Annotated in this window: 17 protein-coding genes; 9 read left to right on the plus strand and 8 right to left on the minus strand. The window is 64.7% G+C overall.

Features of this window, described 5'->3' with window-relative positions; genetic code table 11:
• Positions 1-604 (minus strand): electron transfer flavoprotein subunit beta/FixA family protein (locus tag DOM57_RS15820; RefSeq protein ID WP_110650191.1); only part of this gene is annotated, 604 nt, incomplete at its 3' end.
• Positions 605-816: 212 nt separating this feature from the next.
• Between DOM57_RS15820 and DOM57_RS15825 the strand changes: the two genes are divergently transcribed.
• A complete protein-coding gene (locus tag DOM57_RS15825) occupies positions 817-1,746 on the plus strand; it encodes a LysR family transcriptional regulator (protein ID WP_110650158.1) in 930 nt (309 codons plus the stop codon).
• Positions 1,747-1,829: 83 nt separating this feature from the next.
• Here DOM57_RS15825 and DOM57_RS15830 read toward each other — a convergent pair whose 3' ends face one another.
• A complete protein-coding gene (locus DOM57_RS15830; protein ID WP_110650159.1) occupies positions 1,830-2,942 on the minus strand; it encodes a glycosyltransferase family 4 protein in 1,113 nt (370 codons plus the stop codon).
• A gap of 40 nt (positions 2,943-2,982) precedes the next feature.
• Here DOM57_RS15830 and DOM57_RS15835 point away from each other — a divergent pair, with 40 nt between their 5' ends.
• On the plus strand, positions 2,983-5,070 hold the full coding sequence (locus DOM57_RS15835) for an HAD-IIB family hydrolase (protein ID WP_110650160.1): 2,088 nt from the start codon (positions 2,983-2,985) through the stop codon (positions 5,068-5,070).
• A complete protein-coding gene (locus DOM57_RS15840; protein ID WP_110650161.1) occupies positions 5,067-5,942 on the plus strand; it encodes a glycosyltransferase family 2 protein in 876 nt (291 codons plus the stop codon). The genes DOM57_RS15835 and DOM57_RS15840 overlap by 4 nt, the downstream gene beginning before the upstream one ends.
• Here the strand turns inward: DOM57_RS15840 and DOM57_RS15845 are convergent.
• From DOM57_RS15845 to DOM57_RS15860, 4 genes are all read right to left on the minus strand, one after another.
• A complete protein-coding gene (locus DOM57_RS15845; protein ID WP_110650162.1) occupies positions 5,933-7,132 on the minus strand; it encodes a glycosyltransferase in 1,200 nt (399 codons plus the stop codon). The genes DOM57_RS15840 and DOM57_RS15845 overlap by 10 nt on opposite strands.
• 203 nt (positions 7,133-7,335) lie before the next feature.
• Complete coding sequence (gene nspC, locus DOM57_RS15850; RefSeq protein WP_110650163.1) at positions 7,336-8,493, minus strand: carboxynorspermidine decarboxylase; 1,158 nt, start codon at positions 8,491-8,493, stop codon at positions 7,336-7,338.
• Between the two features lie 5 nt (positions 8,494-8,498).
• Positions 8,499-9,698 carry a saccharopine dehydrogenase family protein gene (locus tag DOM57_RS15855; protein ID WP_110650164.1) on the minus strand — a complete coding sequence of 400 codons (1,200 nt, stop codon included), beginning with the start codon at positions 9,696-9,698 and terminating at the stop codon, positions 8,499-8,501.
• Positions 9,699-9,953: 255 nt separating this feature from the next.
• Positions 9,954-10,277, minus strand: coding sequence for a YnfA family protein (locus DOM57_RS15860; protein WP_110650165.1), 324 nt, complete (start codon positions 10,275-10,277; stop codon positions 9,954-9,956).
• Positions 10,278-10,402: 125 nt separating this feature from the next.
• Between DOM57_RS15860 and DOM57_RS15865 the strand changes: the two genes are divergently transcribed.
• From DOM57_RS15865 to DOM57_RS15890, 6 genes are all read left to right on the plus strand, one after another.
• On the plus strand, positions 10,403-10,870 hold the full coding sequence (locus DOM57_RS15865; protein ID WP_239496270.1) for a DUF2243 domain-containing protein: 468 nt from the start codon (positions 10,403-10,405) through the stop codon (positions 10,868-10,870).
• A complete protein-coding gene (locus tag DOM57_RS15870; RefSeq protein ID WP_110650167.1) occupies positions 10,867-11,631 on the plus strand; it encodes a cytochrome c oxidase assembly protein in 765 nt (254 codons plus the stop codon). The genes DOM57_RS15865 and DOM57_RS15870 overlap by 4 nt, the downstream gene beginning before the upstream one ends.
• A 229-nt stretch (positions 11,632-11,860) precedes the next feature.
• On the plus strand, positions 11,861-12,211 hold the full coding sequence (locus DOM57_RS15875) for an ArsR/SmtB family transcription factor (protein WP_239496271.1): 351 nt from the start codon (positions 11,861-11,863) through the stop codon (positions 12,209-12,211).
• Between the two features lie 7 nt (positions 12,212-12,218).
• Positions 12,219-12,632 carry an arsenate reductase (glutaredoxin) gene (arsC, locus tag DOM57_RS15880; RefSeq protein ID WP_110650192.1) on the plus strand — a complete coding sequence of 138 codons (414 nt, stop codon included), beginning with the start codon at positions 12,219-12,221 and terminating at the stop codon, positions 12,630-12,632.
• Positions 12,629-13,360 (plus strand): arsenical resistance protein ArsH, encoded by a 732-nt coding sequence (arsH, locus tag DOM57_RS15885; RefSeq protein WP_110650169.1) that lies wholly within the window; start codon positions 12,629-12,631, stop codon positions 13,358-13,360. The genes arsC and arsH overlap by 4 nt, the downstream gene beginning before the upstream one ends.
• Before the next feature lie 157 nt (positions 13,361-13,517).
• Complete coding sequence (locus tag DOM57_RS15890) at positions 13,518-14,828, plus strand: arsenic transporter (RefSeq protein ID WP_110650170.1); 1,311 nt, start codon at positions 13,518-13,520, stop codon at positions 14,826-14,828.
• A 75-nt stretch (positions 14,829-14,903) separates the two neighbouring features.
• On the opposite strand, the gene DOM57_RS15895 is transcribed toward DOM57_RS15890, so the two are convergent.
• On the minus strand, positions 14,904-15,674 hold the full coding sequence (locus DOM57_RS15895; protein WP_110650171.1) for a class I SAM-dependent methyltransferase: 771 nt from the start codon (positions 15,672-15,674) through the stop codon (positions 14,904-14,906).
• Positions 15,671-16,468 carry an undecaprenyl-diphosphate phosphatase gene (locus tag DOM57_RS15900; RefSeq protein ID WP_110650172.1) on the minus strand — a complete coding sequence of 266 codons (798 nt, stop codon included), beginning with the start codon at positions 16,466-16,468 and terminating at the stop codon, positions 15,671-15,673. Before DOM57_RS15900 ends, DOM57_RS15895 begins: the two co-directional genes overlap by 4 nt.
• Positions 16,469-16,488 lie beyond the last annotated feature (20 nt).

Consider the following 16,488-nt stretch of genomic DNA (forward strand, 5'->3'; position numbering starts at 1 on the left):
TGGTGTCGAGCGGTTTCTTCTTGGCTTTCATGATGTCGGGGAGCTTGGCGTAGCGCGGCTCGTTGAGGCGCAGGTCGGTGGTGACCACCGCCGGCAGCTTGAGCGCGAGGCGCTGCAGGCCGCCGTCGATCTCGCGGGTGACGTGGATCTCGCCGTCGTCGATGGCGACCTCGGAGGCGAAGGTGCCCTGGGGCATGCCGCTGAGCGCGGCGAGCATCTGGCCGGTCTGGTTGTTGTCGCTGTCGATCGCCTGCTTGCCGAGGATCACCAGGTCGGGCTTTTCGTCATCGACCACGCCCTTGAGCAGCCTGGCCACCGCCAGCGACTCGACGCGCTCGTCGGTTTCGACATGAATGGCGCGGTCGGCGCCCAGCGCCAGCGCGGTGCGCAGCTGTTCCTGGGCGGCCCTGGGGCCGACGGTGACGGCGACGACTTCGGTGGCGACGCCCCGCTCCTTGAGCCGCACCGCTTCTTCCACGGCGATCTCGCAGAAGGGATTCATGGCCATCTTGACGTTGGTGAGGTCGACGTCGGAGTGATCCGGCTTGACCCGGATCTTGACGTTGTAGTCGATGACGCGTTTGACCGCGACGAGGATTTTCATGACTTCTCCTGACAGTAATTTCAGAAACAACGCCCAGACTTTAGTCGCACATCGATAACCCAAGCGTTCCAGCCGGGAGTATAGTTGCCCATCCCAAGCCCTAGCTTGACCGGGCAGGTGACGAGAGGAAATTCGGCATTGCATAAACCGGCCTTCGAGCGCACTTAAGATGCCACCTCCAAGCCGACCATCTTCAGCGACGAGACAGGCCCATGCATTTCGACCTCGCCGATCTTCGCATCTTCGTACATGTCGCCGAAGAGTGCAGTCTGACGGCCGGCGCCCAGCGCGTCCACCTTTCCACCGCGGCGGTCAGCACGCGTATCAAGGCACTCGAGCACCAACTCAACAACCGGTTATTCTATCGCAGCAGCCAGGGAGTCGAGCTGACCCCCGCCGGTGATCACCTGCTGCGTCATGCACGCCTCATCCTGCGTCAGGTCGAGCGTGTGAAAAGCGATTTTTCCGGTTATGCCAATGGCGCCATGGGGCATCTGCGCATCTTCGCCAATACCACGGCGGTCATCGAGTTCATGCCCGAAGTCCTGGCCGACTTTCTCGCTACCCGCCCCGGCGTCACCGTGGATCTCCAGGAGCGTCTGACCAGCGATATCATTCGCGGCGTGCTCGACGGCACGGCCGACATGGGGGTTCTCGGCATCATGGTGGGAATCGAGGTGCCGCCGCGACTCAAGACGCTGCCTTTCAGCCGCGACCGGCTGGTGCTGGCCACGCCGCTCGATCACCCCCTGACCGAGCGCCAGGAGGTCACGTTCGAGGACGCGCTGGATTTTCCGCACGTCGCACTGCACGAAGGCAGCACGCTGTTTCATTTTCTGAAGACGAAGGCGCTGGAGCTGGGCAAGCAGTTGCCGGTCAGGATCCAGGTCTTCGGCTTCGAATCTGCCTGTCGCATGATCGAAGCCGGGGTTGGGGTCGGCATCCTGCCGGAGTCCTGCGCCCTGCGCTATCAGCAGAACATGCGCCTCGGCGTTCGGCATCTGAGCGACGCCTGGGCCTACCGTGAGCGCAGCATCCTCGTACGCCAGGAAGGCGTGCTGCCCGGCTGCGCCCAGGAGTTGTTGGATACCATCGTCGCGCGCAAGCAAGTTCTGCAGCCCAAACTGAGCCACAGCGCCTAGGTAGCGGTTCGTGGCGACATCGGTGGCCTGCTCGGCTTTCCCCGTGGTTCGGGTGGCCAAGTTCCGAGGCAACCCATTGTCCATCACTCTTCGGCGGGCTTGCCCGGCGTGGGCGCTGCCGATTCGGTCCGGTTGGTGTCGTCATTCGCCAGCAGCTGCCGGTAGAGCCGCACATAGTCCCGAGCCATACGCTGGGCGGTGAAGCGTTCGAGGAAAGCCGCACGGACGCGGCGGCGATCCAGTTCCGGCAAGCGCTTCACGGCGTCCACCGCCGCCTCGAAGGAATCGACGACAAAACCGCTGACGCCCTCTTCGACGATCTCTTCGACGGCACCGTTACGCCAGGCAATGACCGGTGTGCCGCAGGCCATGGCCTCGATCATGACCAACCCGAAAGGCTCCGGCCAATCGATCGGAAACAAGAGCGCCCGCGCATCACCGAGCAATTGCTGCTTCTGGCGGTCATTGATCGGACCGACATGACGAATGCGCTCGTCGAGTTCGGGAGCGACATGGCGATCGAACCACTGGGGATTGCCTACATCGACGTCACCCGCCAGGCGCAGCGAGTGGCCGCTGGCCCGGGCCACATCGATGGCACGGTCGGGGCGTTTCTGATCGGTCATGCGACCAATGAAGGCCAGATATCCCCCTTCGCCGTTACCCAGGTTAAAGCGCTTCGGGTCGAGCCCGTGATAGACCGTTCCCAAGCGGTTCGATGCCGGTATGGCGGCGCCCTGGGCGTGGGAAATGGCCGCCACCGGCAAGTCCGGGAAACCGGCGAAGAAAAGCTGACGGTCGAGTTCGTCCACTCGCCAATGGATGGTGGTCAGACTATGACGGTGCCGCTCGCCGAGAAGCGCGGCATGACAGAACTCGCCGTGGCAGTGAATAACATCGAACCGATCCAGGTGCTGGCGCAGCTGTTCGAGCATCAGCGACTCCAGGACACCGGGAACGCCCGGCGGCACGTTGTCTCGAAGCCGTTGCCACTGGCTCAGGCTGGCTGAAGCCGCCAGATGGCGAGCGCTGGTATGGCTATCCGACGGAGCCAGCAGAGTCACGTCGTGGCCCATGGCCACCAGCGCCTCGGTCAGATCGAAGACGATACGCTCCGTGCCGCCGTTATCGACGGGGGGAACCGGAAAGATGACCGGTGCGACCTGGGCAATACGCAGACGCGCTTTACGAGCCATAGAAGGAACGCTCCCCATCAGGTGAAAAGGATTTTCACTCATGCATATCGTACATGTGGCATTGCAGGGCTGCCTGCGCGGTGGCGATATCGAGTACGGCATCACTGCCGATACCGGCGGTCACATTCGTTACCTGCTGGAACTGGTCGAGGCCTCGGCGCAGGACCCGCTGATCGAGCGGATCACGCTGGTCACCCGCGCGTTCGACTGCGACTTCAGCAGCGTAGACTATAGCCGTCCGAGCGAAGTCGTCGGGCCCAAGATCACGCTGATCCGGCTGCCGACCGAACGGCCCGGCTATCTGACCAAGGAGCAACTGTGGCAGGAGTTGCCCGCGTTCGTAGCGGCTTTCGAACGTTGGCTGGCAACGCTGCCGGCGCTACCGGACGTGCTCCATGCCCACTATGCCGATGCCGGCGAAGTCGCCGCCGAGATCGGTAGCCGTCACGCAATCCCGTTCGTGTTCACCGCCCATTCGCTGGGGCGCAGCAAGTTGAAATGCTTGGCCGGCGACAGCCTTGGCTTCGATGTCGAGACGCAGCGGGCGTTGCAACGGCGCATCGCGTTCGAGGAGCGCGCCATTCGCGAGGCCGCGCTGATCATCGCCAGCTCCCGCGATGAAGCCGAGGTCCAGTACGCCGACTATCTCCATTACGACGCCGGACGCATTCGGGTGATTGCGCCCGGTAGCCATCTGGCCGATTTCACCGAGGCCACTTCGACCCCCGCGGTGGAAGCGATGCTTCGGCAGTTTCTGGCGGATCCCGACAAGCCGGCCCTATTGGCCATCGCGCGGCCGGTGACGCGAAAGAACCTGGCCGCCCTGGTACGCGCTTTCGGGGAGAGCGAAGCGTTACGCCGGCAGGCCAACCTGGTGATCGTGGCCGGCGTTCGCGAGCGCCTCGATGCGCTGGAGCCCGAGCTTGCCGTCAATCTGTGCGAACTGCTGAAGCTGATCGACGACTACGATCTCTACGGGCAGGTGGCCTACCCCAAGCATCACGCCCCGGAAGACATTCCGGCGCTCTATGCCTGGGCACGCGAGCGCGGCGGCGTGTTCGTCAACCCGGCTCTCAACGAGCCGTTCGGGTTGACGCTGCTGGAAGCGTCAGCGGCGGGCCTGCCATTGATCGCCACTGACAGCGGCGGCCCCAACGACATCGTCGAGCAGTGCGGCAACGGTATATTGATCAACCCGCGTCACAGCGATGAGATCGCCCAACAGGCGCTCGCCCTGCTTCAGGACCGTTCGCGCTGGCGCCGCATGGCCGACAATGGCCATCGAGCCGTCATGGCGTTCGACTGGCGGCGCCACGCGCAGCGTTATCACGACCTGCTCGCTCGCCTGTGCCGCTCGGCGCCCAGCGCGCCGCTGCCGCAAGCGCTGCTGATCTGCGATATCGACAACACCCTGACCGGTTCGCCGGCCGGCATCCGCGCCTTCAATGCCTGGTATCAGGCGCAGCCTCAGCTGGGATTCGGCGTTGCGACCGGGCGCAGCTTCCATAGCGCGCTGTCGATTCTGGAACAGGCCGGTATTCACTACCCGCAGTTGATCATCTCTTCGGTCGGCTCGGAAATTCACTATCTGGATGCCAATGGCGTGACCTACCGCCAGGATCGTGGGTGGTCGGAGTGGATCGATCGTCGCTGGCAGCAGGAGGCCATTCAGCAAGCGCTGCGCGACTTCCCGGGACTGACGCCCCAGGGCACGCTGGAGCAGCGGCGGCACAAGCTGAGCTATTTCAGCGATGGCGATCCGGGCCTCGTCACCCGAGTCCATGCGCACCTGCGCAAGCAAGGCCTGGCCGGCACGGTCATCCATAGCCATGGCCGCTACGTCGATATCCTGCCGGTCGATGCCTCCAAGGGACTTGCGGTCGAACACGTGCGCAAGCGCCTGCGGATCGATCGCGAGGCGCTCTACGTGGCTGGCGATTCCGGCAACGATCTCGACATGCTGCGCTCGGTGCCCTGCTCCATCGTCGTCGCCAACCATAGCGATGGGCTCCTCGAGGCGCCGGGCATGACACATGTCTACGCCGCCAGCGCCGCGCATGCGCTCGGCATCATCGAAGGCGTCAAGCATTTCCAGCGTCGCCAGCCGACGGGAGACCTCGCTTCATGAAGCTCAGCGTGTTGACCTTGGTCCGCCAGCGCCGCGAACACCTCGTCAACCTGATGCTGAGTCTCGACGCACAGCGACATCGTCCCGACGAACTGGTCATCGCCTGGATGCAGCCCGAGCCGGAAGCGAACCTGCCCGCCGTGCGCTTTCCCGTTCGCCACGTCATGGTGGAGGGCGACACGCTCCCGCTGGCACGGGCGCGTAACGCGGCGGCGTCCGCCGCCCACGGCGAGGCTCTGGTTTTTCTCGACGTCGACTGCATCGCTTCACCGCCGCTGATCGAGCGCTATCGCGACGCCCTTTCCTCCCGCCCGGCGCTTTACCTGGGCGAGGTGCACTACCTGCCGGCCGACGCCGTGCGCTACCGTGCCGACGGTACGCTGGACCTGGAGCGTCTGGCCACCCTGGGCGAACGTCACCCGGCGCGTCCGACGCTCGCCGCGCGGGAAATACGCTTCGACCCCGACCCCGGCAATCTGTGGGGACTCTCTTTCGCCCTGATGCGTGAAGATCACCTGCGTGCCGGCGGCATGGATGAGGGATATGTCGGCTACGGCGGCGAAGAAACCGACTATGCCTGGCGGCTGGCGGCGGCGAACGTTGCGCTCTACTGGGTTGGCGGAGCGCTGGCCTGGCACCAGTATCATCCGCTGTATGCCCCGCCCTGGCCGCACTTCGACGCCATCATCGCCAATGCCCGACGCTTCCATCAGCGCTGGAACCGCTGGTGCATGGATTATTGGCTGGAGCAGTTCTGCGAGGCCGGCGCGATCGACTGGTCGCCCGATGCCGAACGCATCGAGGTTCTGCGGCGCCCCACCGCGCAGGAGATCGCCGCGGCGCGCCTGCCGGCCAGTGCCCGCTACTGCTGATAGCCGTCGTTGGCGACCGAGCGTTTGGTACTCAGCGAGGTGACACGATCGCGAGTGCCGTCGGTGACCCGAGCGGCCGGCTGCGCAGCCGCTGCTCCCTCCCAGAGGCGATCGACACAGCGTTCGAGCCACTGCGCGGCGCAGCGGGCGGCATCGGCAGCGTAGAGTTCGCTCAACCTGGCGACATCCAGTGCCCGCGCCTGGCCGAGCACGGCCTGCCAGCCGGCGAAATCGGCCGGCCACACCGTCATGTTGACCGCCGCCCCCAGTTCGGCCAGGCGTTCGGCCTTGCGTGTCTGTTCGCCGAAGTAGCGCCATTCCGGCGCGACGATGTAGGGCCGTTCGAGCATGGCGACTTCATGCACGGTGTTGTCGCCGGCGGAGGCCAGCACGATATCGCTGGCGGCCAGGTAATCCACCACGTTATCGACCCAGCCGCAGTTGATCAGGTTGGCGAAGTCGGTCTCGTGACCTTCCCGGCGCAGCGGGCCGATGGTCAGGAATAGCGTTTCCGGCGCCGCCCGCGCGGCGACCGTCAGCGGCGCGTACGGCGTGCCCGAGCCGCCACCGCCGGTCAGCGCCACCACGATCTCGCGCGCCGGATCGAGCCCCAGCCGTTGCCGTGCTTCCTCCCGGCTCGGCACTCGTGCCGCGGTGGTGCAAAGCCCACCGCTGTAGAAGGTTTTCTGTCGCAGGTAGTCGGGATAATCGGCCTGCTCGAGGCGCTCGTCGAACGGCGCCAACATGCCCACACAGACTTCGTAGGCGCCCAGATGCCCGGGGTCGTTGCGATCGCCGTGCATGCGCACCTTGATCGCCGGAACGCTGGCGATCCGCGACAGCAGCGCCAGTTCCGCCGAGACATCGATGACGAAGAGGCCGACATCGACATCGTCGAGATGGTCGATGATCCGCCGCATGGTCTGACGCATCTCGAGGACACCCATGGGCACGCAGTGCATGACCGAAGGCGTGGGCTGCTCGAACAGCGCCTGGGTGGGCACGTCGGCGCCGATCATGTCGGGCAGCGCGACGAGGTCGATCTCGCGTTCGAAACCATCGAACAGCGAGGGATCTGCGGTCATGACACTGACCGGACGATCCAGGGAAAACTCGCGAATGATGGCCATGGTGCGCCGTGCATGGCCTCGCCCCTGATGGTGCACGAAAAAGCTGATGGGTTTCTTCATGACACATTCCATGTGTGCGGTGGCTCACAAATCAGTGTGGCAGGTAAGCGCGGAAAATACCTTCGGTCTGATCGTCGAATTGGCCGTGCGCGGCCACATTGATGGCGATCGCGCATGCCCCCGCCACGATGTCGACTTTCGACACGCCACGAAAAACGCCCCGCGGCGGCGGGGCGTCAGTCGTCATAATGGAACGATACGTCTCAACTCAACCGCGTCTTGTAATCCTCGTAGCCGAAGGTCTTGACCGTGCGCACCTCGCGGCTGACCGCGTCGACCCGGCAGATCGCCGGCAACCGAATGCCGTTGAAGGTGGTGGTCTTGACCATGGTGTAGTGGGCCATGTCGGTGAACACCAGCCGGTCGCCGATCTCGAGCGGCGCATCGAACGAGTAGTCGCCGATCACGTCGCCGGCGAGACAGGTCGTGCCGCCGAGCTTGTAGGTATGCGCCTTCTCGCCCGGCTGGCCGGCGCCGATGATTTCGGGTCGGTACGGCATCTCCAGTACGTCCGGCATGTGTGCGGTGGCCGAGGTATCGAGGATCGCGATGGGACCGTCGTTGTCGACGATATCCAGCACGCTGGCGACCAGAAAGCCGGTATTGAGCGCAATCGCCTCGCCCGGCTCCAGGTAGACCTCCAGGTGCGGATGGCGCGCCTTGAAGTCGCGCACGATCCGCACCAGCCGCTCGACGTCGTAGTCGGGCCGGGTAATGTGATGGCCGCCGCCGAAATTGACCCAGCGCAGCCCCGCCAGATAGTGCCCGAACCCGGCCTCGAACGCCGCCAGCGTCTCTTCCAGCGCATCGCTTCCCTGCTCGCACAGGGTATGGAAATGCAGCCCTTCCAGCCCGTCGAGATCGCCCGGCGCGATATCCGCCGCCCGCGTGCCGAGACGCGAGCCCGGCGCGCAGGGGTCGTAGAGCGCGACTTTTCCCGTCGAGTGCTCGGGATTGACCCGCAGCCCGCAGGAGATTCGGCGCGGTGCCGCTTTCACGATCTCGCGAAAATGGCGCCACTGCCGCGGCGAGTTGAAGCTCAGATGATCGGCGTAACGCAGCACCACGTCCATCTCCGGCGTGGTGAACGCCGGAGAATAGACATGCACCTCGCCACCGAAGGTCTCCGCTCCCAGACGCGCCTCGTCCTGGCCGCTGGCCGTCGTGCCGACCAGATACCGGCTCACCAGCGGAAAGGTGTTCCACATGGCGAAGCCCTTGAGCGCCAGCAGGATCTTCGCACCGCTCTCGGCCTGTACCCGCGCCAGCAGTTCGAGATTCCGAGTCAGCAGCGCGTCGTCGACCACGTAGGCCGGCGACGGGCAGGCATGGATGTCGAAAGGGTAAGCGTCGTGGCTCATCGCGCTCAGGCCAGCGGGTCGGATTCGGGGTCGAGCTCGACCATCTGCCACGGCAGGCCCATCTCGCCGATGCGCTCCATGAACGGATCGGGATCGAGCTGTTCGACGTTGAACACGCCCTCGCCCTTCCAGATGCCTTGCAGCATCAACATGGCGCCGGTCACCGCGGGCACGCCAGTGGTGTAGGAGATCGCCTGGGACTTGACTTCCTGGTAGCTCTTTTCATGATCGCAGATGTTGTAGATATACACCTTGCGACGCTTGCCATCCTTGATGCCGTCGAGGATCACGCCGATGTTGGTCTTGCCCTTGGTGCGCGGGCCGAGCGAGGCCGGGTCCGGCAGCACGCGCTTCAGGAACTGCAGCGGCGAAATCTCCACCCCGTCGATCTCGATCGGCTCGATATCGGTCATGCCGACGTTCTCGAGCACCTTGAGGTGGGTGATGTACTTCTCGGAGAAGGTCATCCAGAAACGGATGCGCTCCAGCCCCTTGATGTTGCGGGACAGCGATTCCAGCTCCTCGTGGTAGAGCAGGTACATCTCCTTCTCGCCGATGCCGTCGAAGTCGAAGGTACGCTTTTCCGCCAGCGGCGCGGTCTCGATCCACTCGCCCTTCTCCCAGTAACGGCCGTTCGCGGTGATTTCGCGAATGTTGATCTCCGGGTTGAAGTTGGTGGCGAACGGGTAGCCGTGGTCGCCGCCGTTGGCATCCAGAATATCGATTCGATGGATCTCGTCGAACAGGTTCTTCTGGCCGTAGGCGCAGTAGATGTTGGTCATGCCCGGATCGAAGCCGCAGCCCAGCGTGGCCATGTTGCCGGCCTTGGCGTAGCGCTCCTGGAACGCCCACTGCTCCTTGTACTCGAACTTGGCCTCGTCCGGGTGCTCGTAGTTGGCGGTATCCAGGTACGGCACGCCGGTGCGCAGGCAGGCCTCCATGATGGTCAGGTCCTGATACGGTAGCGCGACGTGGATCAGGACGTCCGGCTTGAACGACTCGATCAGCGCCACCAGGGCCTCGACGTCGTCGGCGTCGACCTGGGCGGTCTGGATGGAGCGCGGGAGTTGCTCGGCGATCGCCTTGCACTTCGCCTCGTTGCGGCTGGCGAGACAGATCTCGCTGAACACCTCGGGATGCTGCGCACACTTGTGAGTGACGACACCGCCGACGCCGCCGGCACCAATAATCAGGACTTTGCTCATGAGTTCGCTTCCAGATCGGGAAAAGTCAACAGTGATAAGGTCTTATCGGTAGTGGGCAACTCAAAGCGCACCCCGACCCGATGCCACCCCGGTCTTGGTTTCCCGCCGGTCCGCCAAGGATCGACGAGAGGGCGCAGATAATGGCCTCGTCAAAGGCTGGCCTCAAGTCTTTTTCGCGTCAAATTCCGGCAAATTGTAGCGGCCGTAAGCGACAACCCGAAGACAGCGCGGCAACCGAGCCGACCGCCGGGAGACTCAGCTCCTCGGCCCGAACAGAATCACGCCGGCACCGGTCAGGCAGATCAGCGCGCCCGCGATGTCCCAACGATCGGGCAGACGCTGTTCGACCAGCCACAGCCACAGCAGCGACGTGACGATATAGATGCCGCCGTAAGCGGCGTAGGCCCGCCCCGCGTAGTCACTGTCGCTCAGCGTCAGCAGCCAGGCAAAGGCGATCAGGCTGACCACGCCGGGGATCAGCCACAACGGCGTCTTCTCCAGACGCCACCAGGCCCAGAAAGCGAAACAACCGGCGATTTCCGCCAGCGCGGCGGCGCAGTAGATCAAGGGCGTGAGCATTGTGGCTGGCCTTCCGAGGTGACGTTGCGCCGCCACTCTAGCGCGACGGGGCGATGAACGCACCGCCGGCACACGCCATCGTCTACCCTGACTCTGACAGCCATCGATCGAAAGGAGTCAGGGCTTTGACGTATACACCGAGTCATCCCAACCGCAGGGCCACCCTGATCGCCGCGGCACTGCTCGGCGTCGGTTTCATGGCCGCCATCGACGAGGTCATCTTCCACCAGCTGCTGGCCTGGCACCATTTCGTCGAGACCGAGAGTTCGGCGCTGGCGCTGGCTTCCGACGGGTTGCTGCACACGCTGGAACTCGTCGTCCTGGTTGCCGGCGGCGCCGTGATGCTGCGCCTCCATGAAACCGGGCGTCACGCGCCGGGCTACCGGGGGGCCGGTTTCCTGTTGGGCATGGGCGGCTTCCAGCTGTTCGACGGCATCGTCGATCACAAGATCCTGCGGCTACACCAGGTCCGTTACGTGGACGACGTCTTGCCTTACGACATCGCCTGGAATCTGGCGGGGGTGGTGCTGTTGCTGGCGGGCGTCTGGCTTTACCGACGCGCGGCAGGCGGACGGGCGATCAGCCAGCGATGAGCGTACTCGCCGGCGCCATGCTCGTAGCGCTCGCGCTCTATTTCCGGGGCACTTGGCGTCTGCGATCCCGTGGGCGTGCCTGGCCGCTCTGGCGCCCCACGATATTCGCCCTGGGAGCGCTGAGTGTCGTTGCCGTATTGAGCCCGCCCATCGCCTCCTGGGCTCACCACGATTTCCGGGGCCACATGCTGGTCCACCTGATCGTGGCGATGCTGGCACCGATCGGCCTGGTGTTCGCCGCCCCCGTCACCCTGGCGCTGAAGAACGTTCCGGCGGCGTGGGGTCGCGCCTGGGTAGCCCTGCTCGGCCACCCGTGGGTGCGTTTGCTTTGCCACCCCATCACGGCCGCCACTCTGGACGTTGGCGGTCTCTATCTGCTCTACCTCACCGGCCTGTACGGTTACATGCTGGAAACGCCGGCTTTCGCCGTCTGGCTACACTGGCACTTCCTGCTGGCGGGTTGTCTGTTCACGTGGGCGATCGCCGGTCCCGATCCGGCGCCGCGCCGGCCGTCGCTGCCGATGCGCTGCGCGACGCTGATAGCAGCAATGGTGGCTCATGGCGTACTGGCCAAGTGGATGTATCGCTTCCATTTTCCGCGCGAGGAAAGCCTGGCGGCGGTGCAGCAGGGGGCGGAGTGGATGTTCTATCTCGGCGAAGTTCCCGAGGCGATTCTCGTCTATGTGCTGTTGAGCCAGTGGCTACGGCGACGCTATCCGGCGACCCCATCACGCCCGGAGTCGGACCCCGCCCTGCATTGATGCGCTTTAGGGAGACGCTGATTTATTGCTGCGCTCGATATCTTGATCGCCGACGGCGCTGGTGCGCCAGCCCGGTCAAAATCCTCATTTAACACCGCGTAAACTCCGGTTCTTGCGCTCCGGCGGCGACCAACCTCTCATCGCTCGCGACATGAATCAGTGCCTCCTCAGGAGAGCGTTGCGCTTCGCATAACGTGTCTATATTCTTGGACATATGGAAATATCAAGCGTGATCGAAAGCTTCGCCGCCCTGTCCCAGGAGACACGCCTGGAGGCCTTTCGCCTGCTGGTGAAGCATGAACCCGAAGGGCTGGCCGCTGGCGAAATCGCGCGACGACTAGCGGTTCCTCACAACACCCTGTCCGCCCACCTCGCGGTGCTGGCGCGCGCGGGCTGGGTCTTCTCCCGTCGCCAGGGTCGCTCGGTCATCTATCGCGCCGACCTCGGTCACGTGCAGGAGACGATCCGCTTCCTGGTACAGGATTGCTGCGCCGGCCATCCGCAAGTCTGCGAACCACTGGCGACATCCCTGATCGCCTGCTCAACCAGCCAGGACAATGTCGGTCGAGACAATGAATGAGGTCATCATGCGCCCCTTGATCTATCACAACCCCGCCTGCGGCACCTCGCGCAACACCTTGGCGATGATCGAAGCCTCGGGAGAGCAGCCCGAGGTCATCGAGTACCTCGAGACGCCACCCAGCCGCCAACGCCTGGTCGAGCTGCTGGCGATGATGGGCATCCCCCCACGGGAGTTGCTGCGACGCAAGGGCACCCCCTACGACGAGCTCAATCTCGACGATCCCGCCTTGAGCGACGATCAATTGATCGACGCCATGATGACGCATCCGATCCTGATCAACCGGCCGATCGTCGTCACTACCAAGGGCGCCCGCCTCTGTCGCCCATCGGAGCGTGTGCTGGATCTGCTCGACAATCCCGTCGCCACCTTCACCAAGGAGGATGGCGAGGTGGTTCGTCACTCGGGGGGCGAGTCATGAGCCGAGTGGCCACGCTGGAAGAGCTGCCCAACATCGATCCCGCCAGGCTGCACCCCATCGATGTAGAGGCGCTGGCCGGCCCCGATGCTCCCCGCCACCCGCCGCGCATCCTGGTGCTCTACGGTTCGCTGCGCGAGCGCTCCTACTCGCGCCTGGTCAGCGAAGAGGCCGGTCGGCTGCTGCGCTGGTATGGCTGCGAGGTGCGCGCTTTCGACCCTGCCGGCTTGCCGCTGCCGGACGGCGCCGAGGCGGACCATCCCAAGGTCAAGGAACTGCGCGAGCTGGCCGAGTGGTCGGAGGGCATGGTCTGGGTCAGCCCGGAGCGTCACGGCGCCATGACCGGGATCATGAAGGCGCAGATCGACTGGATTCCGCTCGCGCTCGGTGGCGTGCGCCCGACCCAGGGCAAGACGCTGGCGGTGATGGAAGTCTCCGGCGGCAGCCAGAGTTTCAACGCGGTCAACCAGCTGCGCATTCTCGGTCGCTGGATGCGCATGCTGACGATCCCCAACCAGTCCTCGGTACCCAAGGCATTCACCGAATTCGACGAAGACGGCCGCATGAAGCCATCACCACTCTACCTGCGCATCGTCGACGTGTGCGAGGAGCTGGTCAAGTTCACCTGGCTGACTCGCGGCCGCTCGGCCTATCTCACCGATCGCTATTCGGAACGCGTGGAGAGCGCCGAAGCCGTCTCGCGCCGCGTCAATCAAAAAGAAACGATTTAAGGAAACGCTGAATAAATCGGCGAGCAGGATGAAGCGCAAGGCGCACGGAGCGCAGGAACCGGAGCCTATGGGGTATAGGTGAGGATTCCGAGCACCGCGCAACGCAGCGATTCGCCTGCGCAGCCATTTATGCCGTGTTTCCTTCAAGGAGATCGACATGCTGGCCTTGGCCATCTTCATCGTTACCCTGGGGCTGGTGATCTGGCAACCCCGGGGGCTGGGTATCGGCTGGAGCGCGCTCGGTGGCGCGCTGGTCGCGCTGCTCACCGGCGTGGTGCAGTGGACGGATGTCGGCGTGGTGTGGCATATCGTGTGGGACGCGACCTTCACCTTCGTGGCGCTGATCGTGATCTCGCTGCTGCTGGACGAGGCCGGCTTCTTTGCCTGGGCCGCACTGCACGTGGCGCGCTGGGGCAACGGCCGGGGACACCTGCTGTTCCCGCTGGTCATCGTCCTCGGTGCCGTCATCGCGGCCGTGTTCGCCAACGACGGCGCGGCGCTGCTGCTCACGCCCATCGTGCTGGCGATCCTGCTGCGGCTGGATTTTTCACCGCCGGCGGCGCTGGCGTTCATCATCGCCACCGGCTTCGTGGCCGACTCCACCAGCCTGCCGCTGATCATCTCCAACCTGGTCAATATCGTCAGCGCCAACTTCTTCGACATCTCCTTCTCGCGTTATGCCCTGGTCATGGTGCCGGTCGATCTGGTGTCGCTGGTGGCGACCCTCATCGTGCTGTGGATCACCTTCGGCCGGCGGGTACCGCGTCGCTATTCACTGGCGCGCCTCGATTCGCCGGCTTCGGCCATCCGCGATCCGCTGGTCTTCCGCACCGCCTTCCCGCTGCTCGGTGTGTTGCTGGTCGCCTATTTCGTTACCGCGCGCTGGGGTGTTCCCATCGCGCTGGTCACGGGCGCGGCCGCCGTGGCGCTGATGGCCGTCGCGGGACGCTGGTGGCGCGGTGGAAACGGTGCCGTGGTCTCGGTGGGTGTGGCACTGAAGAATGCCCCGTGGCAGATCGTGTGGTTCTCGATCGGCATGTACCTGGTGGTCTACGGGCTCGGCAACGCTGGCCTGACGACGTTAGCCGCCGGCGTGCTGGAGTGGCTGGCCGGCCAGGGCCATCTGGTGGCGACGGTCGGCACTGGCTTCGTCACCGCGCTGCTGGCCGCGGTGATGAACAACATGCCTTCGACCCTGGTCGGCGCGCTGGCCATCGATCAGGCGCAACTGCCACCGCTGACCCGCGAAGCGATGATCTACGCCAACGTCATCGGTAACGATCTCGGCCCCAAGTTCACGCCGATCGGCAGCCTCGCGACACTGCTCTGGCTCCACGTGCTGGCCACCAAGGGGCAGCGCATCGGTTGGGGACGCTACATGAAGATCGGCCTGCTGATCACGCCGCCGGTACTGCTGGTCACGTTGCTAGCACTCGCGCTCTGGCTGCCGCTGGCGCCCGGAGCGTGAAGATCCGCTCCAGTCCCGACAGGAAAGCCAATGTAAAGCAAGCCGGGTACGAGCCCGGCTTGTTCATTTTCCGCATCACGGTTTCAACGAGCGATGCACGTAGAGGTCGTAGCGGCTGGTCTTGCCTTCCAGCACGTGCTGCGGCGCGGGCCCGTCGATCGGCGGCGCCTTGCGCGGACGCTTGACCACCACGCGATGCGTGGCGACGTCCAGCGCGGCTTCCAACAGGCGCGGCGCGTCGTCGTCATCGCCGGCCAGCTCGCGGAAGAGCCGCATCTCCTTCTTGACCAACGCCGACTTCTCGCGATGCGGGAACATCGGATCGAGATGGACCACCTGCGGTTGATGCGGCCACTCGGCGATGGCCGAGCCCAGCGCGGCGGCGCTGTCGGCATGACACAGCGCAAGCCGCGCAACGATATCGGCGACCTCGGGATCGACCGCTGCGCGCTGCAGCGCATCTTCGAGCAGGGCATGGATGGCGGCCACCCGCTCGACCATCAGCACCTCGGCACCGAGGCTGGCGAGCACGAAGGCATCGCGACCCAGCCCCGCCGTCGCATCCACTATCTGTGGGACGACGCCCTTGCCGAAGCCGCAGGCGCGAGCGACCAACTGACCGCGCCCGCCGCCGAAGCGGCGCCGATGCGCCACCGCGCCGGAAACGAAATCCACGCGCACGGGATGGCCATGGCGGCGCGGGTCGCCGGCGATCTCCAGACCCGCCTCGGAAGCCTGCAACGCGAGGCCTTCCGTCGCGGGCGTCGCCTGCCAGGGCAGACCATAGCGCTCGGCCAGCGCACGCAACGGCTCGCCGACGACGGTGATAAGGCCGACCTCGCTCATACCGCCCAGATAAAGAGCACCACGCCCAACAACAGGCGGTAGATGACGAACGGCAGCATGCCGATCTTGTCCAGCGCAACCAGGAACAGCTTGATACACAGCCAGGCGGCGATGAACGAAAACACCACGCCAAGCAGGATTTCGTGCCACTGGGTCGCGGTGCCTGCCTGTGCCAGTTCGATCCCCTTCAGGGAACCGGCGGCCAGAATCAGCGGAATCGACAGCAGGAAGGAGAAGCGTGCCGCCGCCTGACGGGTGAAGCCCAGCATCAGTGCGGCGGTCATGGTAATTCCCGAACGCGAGGTGCCGGGAATCAGCGCGATGGCCTGCGCCAGCCCGATCAGCAACGCGGACTTGGGCGTCATCCTCTCGATCTCCTGCGTGCGGCTGCCACGGGCATCGGCGATCGCCAGCAGGATACCGAAGACGATCGTCGTCGTCGCGATCACCACCACCGAGCGGCCGGCCGTCTCGACCCAATCCTCGACCAGCAGCCCGAAGATCACGGCAGGGATCGTGCCGATGATGATCGCCCAGCCCAAGCGACTCTCCGGCGTCTGCCCGCGTTCGCCGAACTGAGTGAACCAGGCGTGCAGAATGCGCCAGACCTCATGGCGAAACGCGAACAGTACCGCGCCGAGCGAACCGATATGCACGGCCACGTCGAAGGCCAGCCCTTGATCGGACCAGCCCAGCAATTGCGATGGAAGAATGAGGTGTGCGGAGGAGGAAATGGGTAGAAATTCGGTCAAGCCCTGGATCAAGGCCAGGGCCACCAGATGCAACACATCCATTGTCGTTGGGTATCCTTTTC

This window comes from Salinicola peritrichatus, from assembly GCF_003206715.1.
Taxonomy (GTDB): Bacteria; Pseudomonadota; Gammaproteobacteria; order Pseudomonadales; family Halomonadaceae; genus Salinicola; species Salinicola peritrichatus.

Coding starts and splice junctions, on each gene's coding strand:
- DOM57_RS15825 (WP_110650158.1), top strand. CDS start 817: ATGCATTTCGACCTCGCCGATCTTCGCATCTTCGTACATGTCGCCGAA.
- DOM57_RS15830 (WP_110650159.1), bottom strand. CDS start 2,942: ATGGCTCGTAAAGCGCGTCTGCGTATTGCCCAGGTCGCACCGGTCATC.
- DOM57_RS15835 (WP_110650160.1), top strand. CDS start 2,983: ATGCATATCGTACATGTGGCATTGCAGGGCTGCCTGCGCGGTGGCGAT.
- DOM57_RS15840 (WP_110650161.1), top strand. CDS start 5,067: ATGAAGCTCAGCGTGTTGACCTTGGTCCGCCAGCGCCGCGAACACCTC.
- DOM57_RS15845 (WP_110650162.1), bottom strand. CDS start 7,132: ATGAAGAAACCCATCAGCTTTTTCGTGCACCATCAGGGGCGAGGCCAT.
- nspC (WP_110650163.1), bottom strand. CDS start 8,493: ATGAGCCACGACGCTTACCCTTTCGACATCCATGCCTGCCCGTCGCCG.
- DOM57_RS15855 (WP_110650164.1), bottom strand. CDS start 9,698: ATGAGCAAAGTCCTGATTATTGGTGCCGGCGGCGTCGGCGGTGTCGTC.
- DOM57_RS15860 (WP_110650165.1), bottom strand. CDS start 10,277: ATGCTCACGCCCTTGATCTACTGCGCCGCCGCGCTGGCGGAAATCGCC.
- DOM57_RS15870 (WP_110650167.1), top strand. CDS start 10,867: ATGAGCGTACTCGCCGGCGCCATGCTCGTAGCGCTCGCGCTCTATTTC.
- arsC (WP_110650192.1), top strand. CDS start 12,219: ATGCGCCCCTTGATCTATCACAACCCCGCCTGCGGCACCTCGCGCAAC.
- arsH (WP_110650169.1), top strand. CDS start 12,629: ATGAGCCGAGTGGCCACGCTGGAAGAGCTGCCCAACATCGATCCCGCC.
- DOM57_RS15890 (WP_110650170.1), top strand. CDS start 13,518: ATGCTGGCCTTGGCCATCTTCATCGTTACCCTGGGGCTGGTGATCTGG.
- DOM57_RS15895 (WP_110650171.1), bottom strand. CDS start 15,674: ATGAGCGAGGTCGGCCTTATCACCGTCGTCGGCGAGCCGTTGCGTGCG.
- DOM57_RS15900 (WP_110650172.1), bottom strand. CDS start 16,468: ATGGATGTGTTGCATCTGGTGGCCCTGGCCTTGATCCAGGGCTTGACC.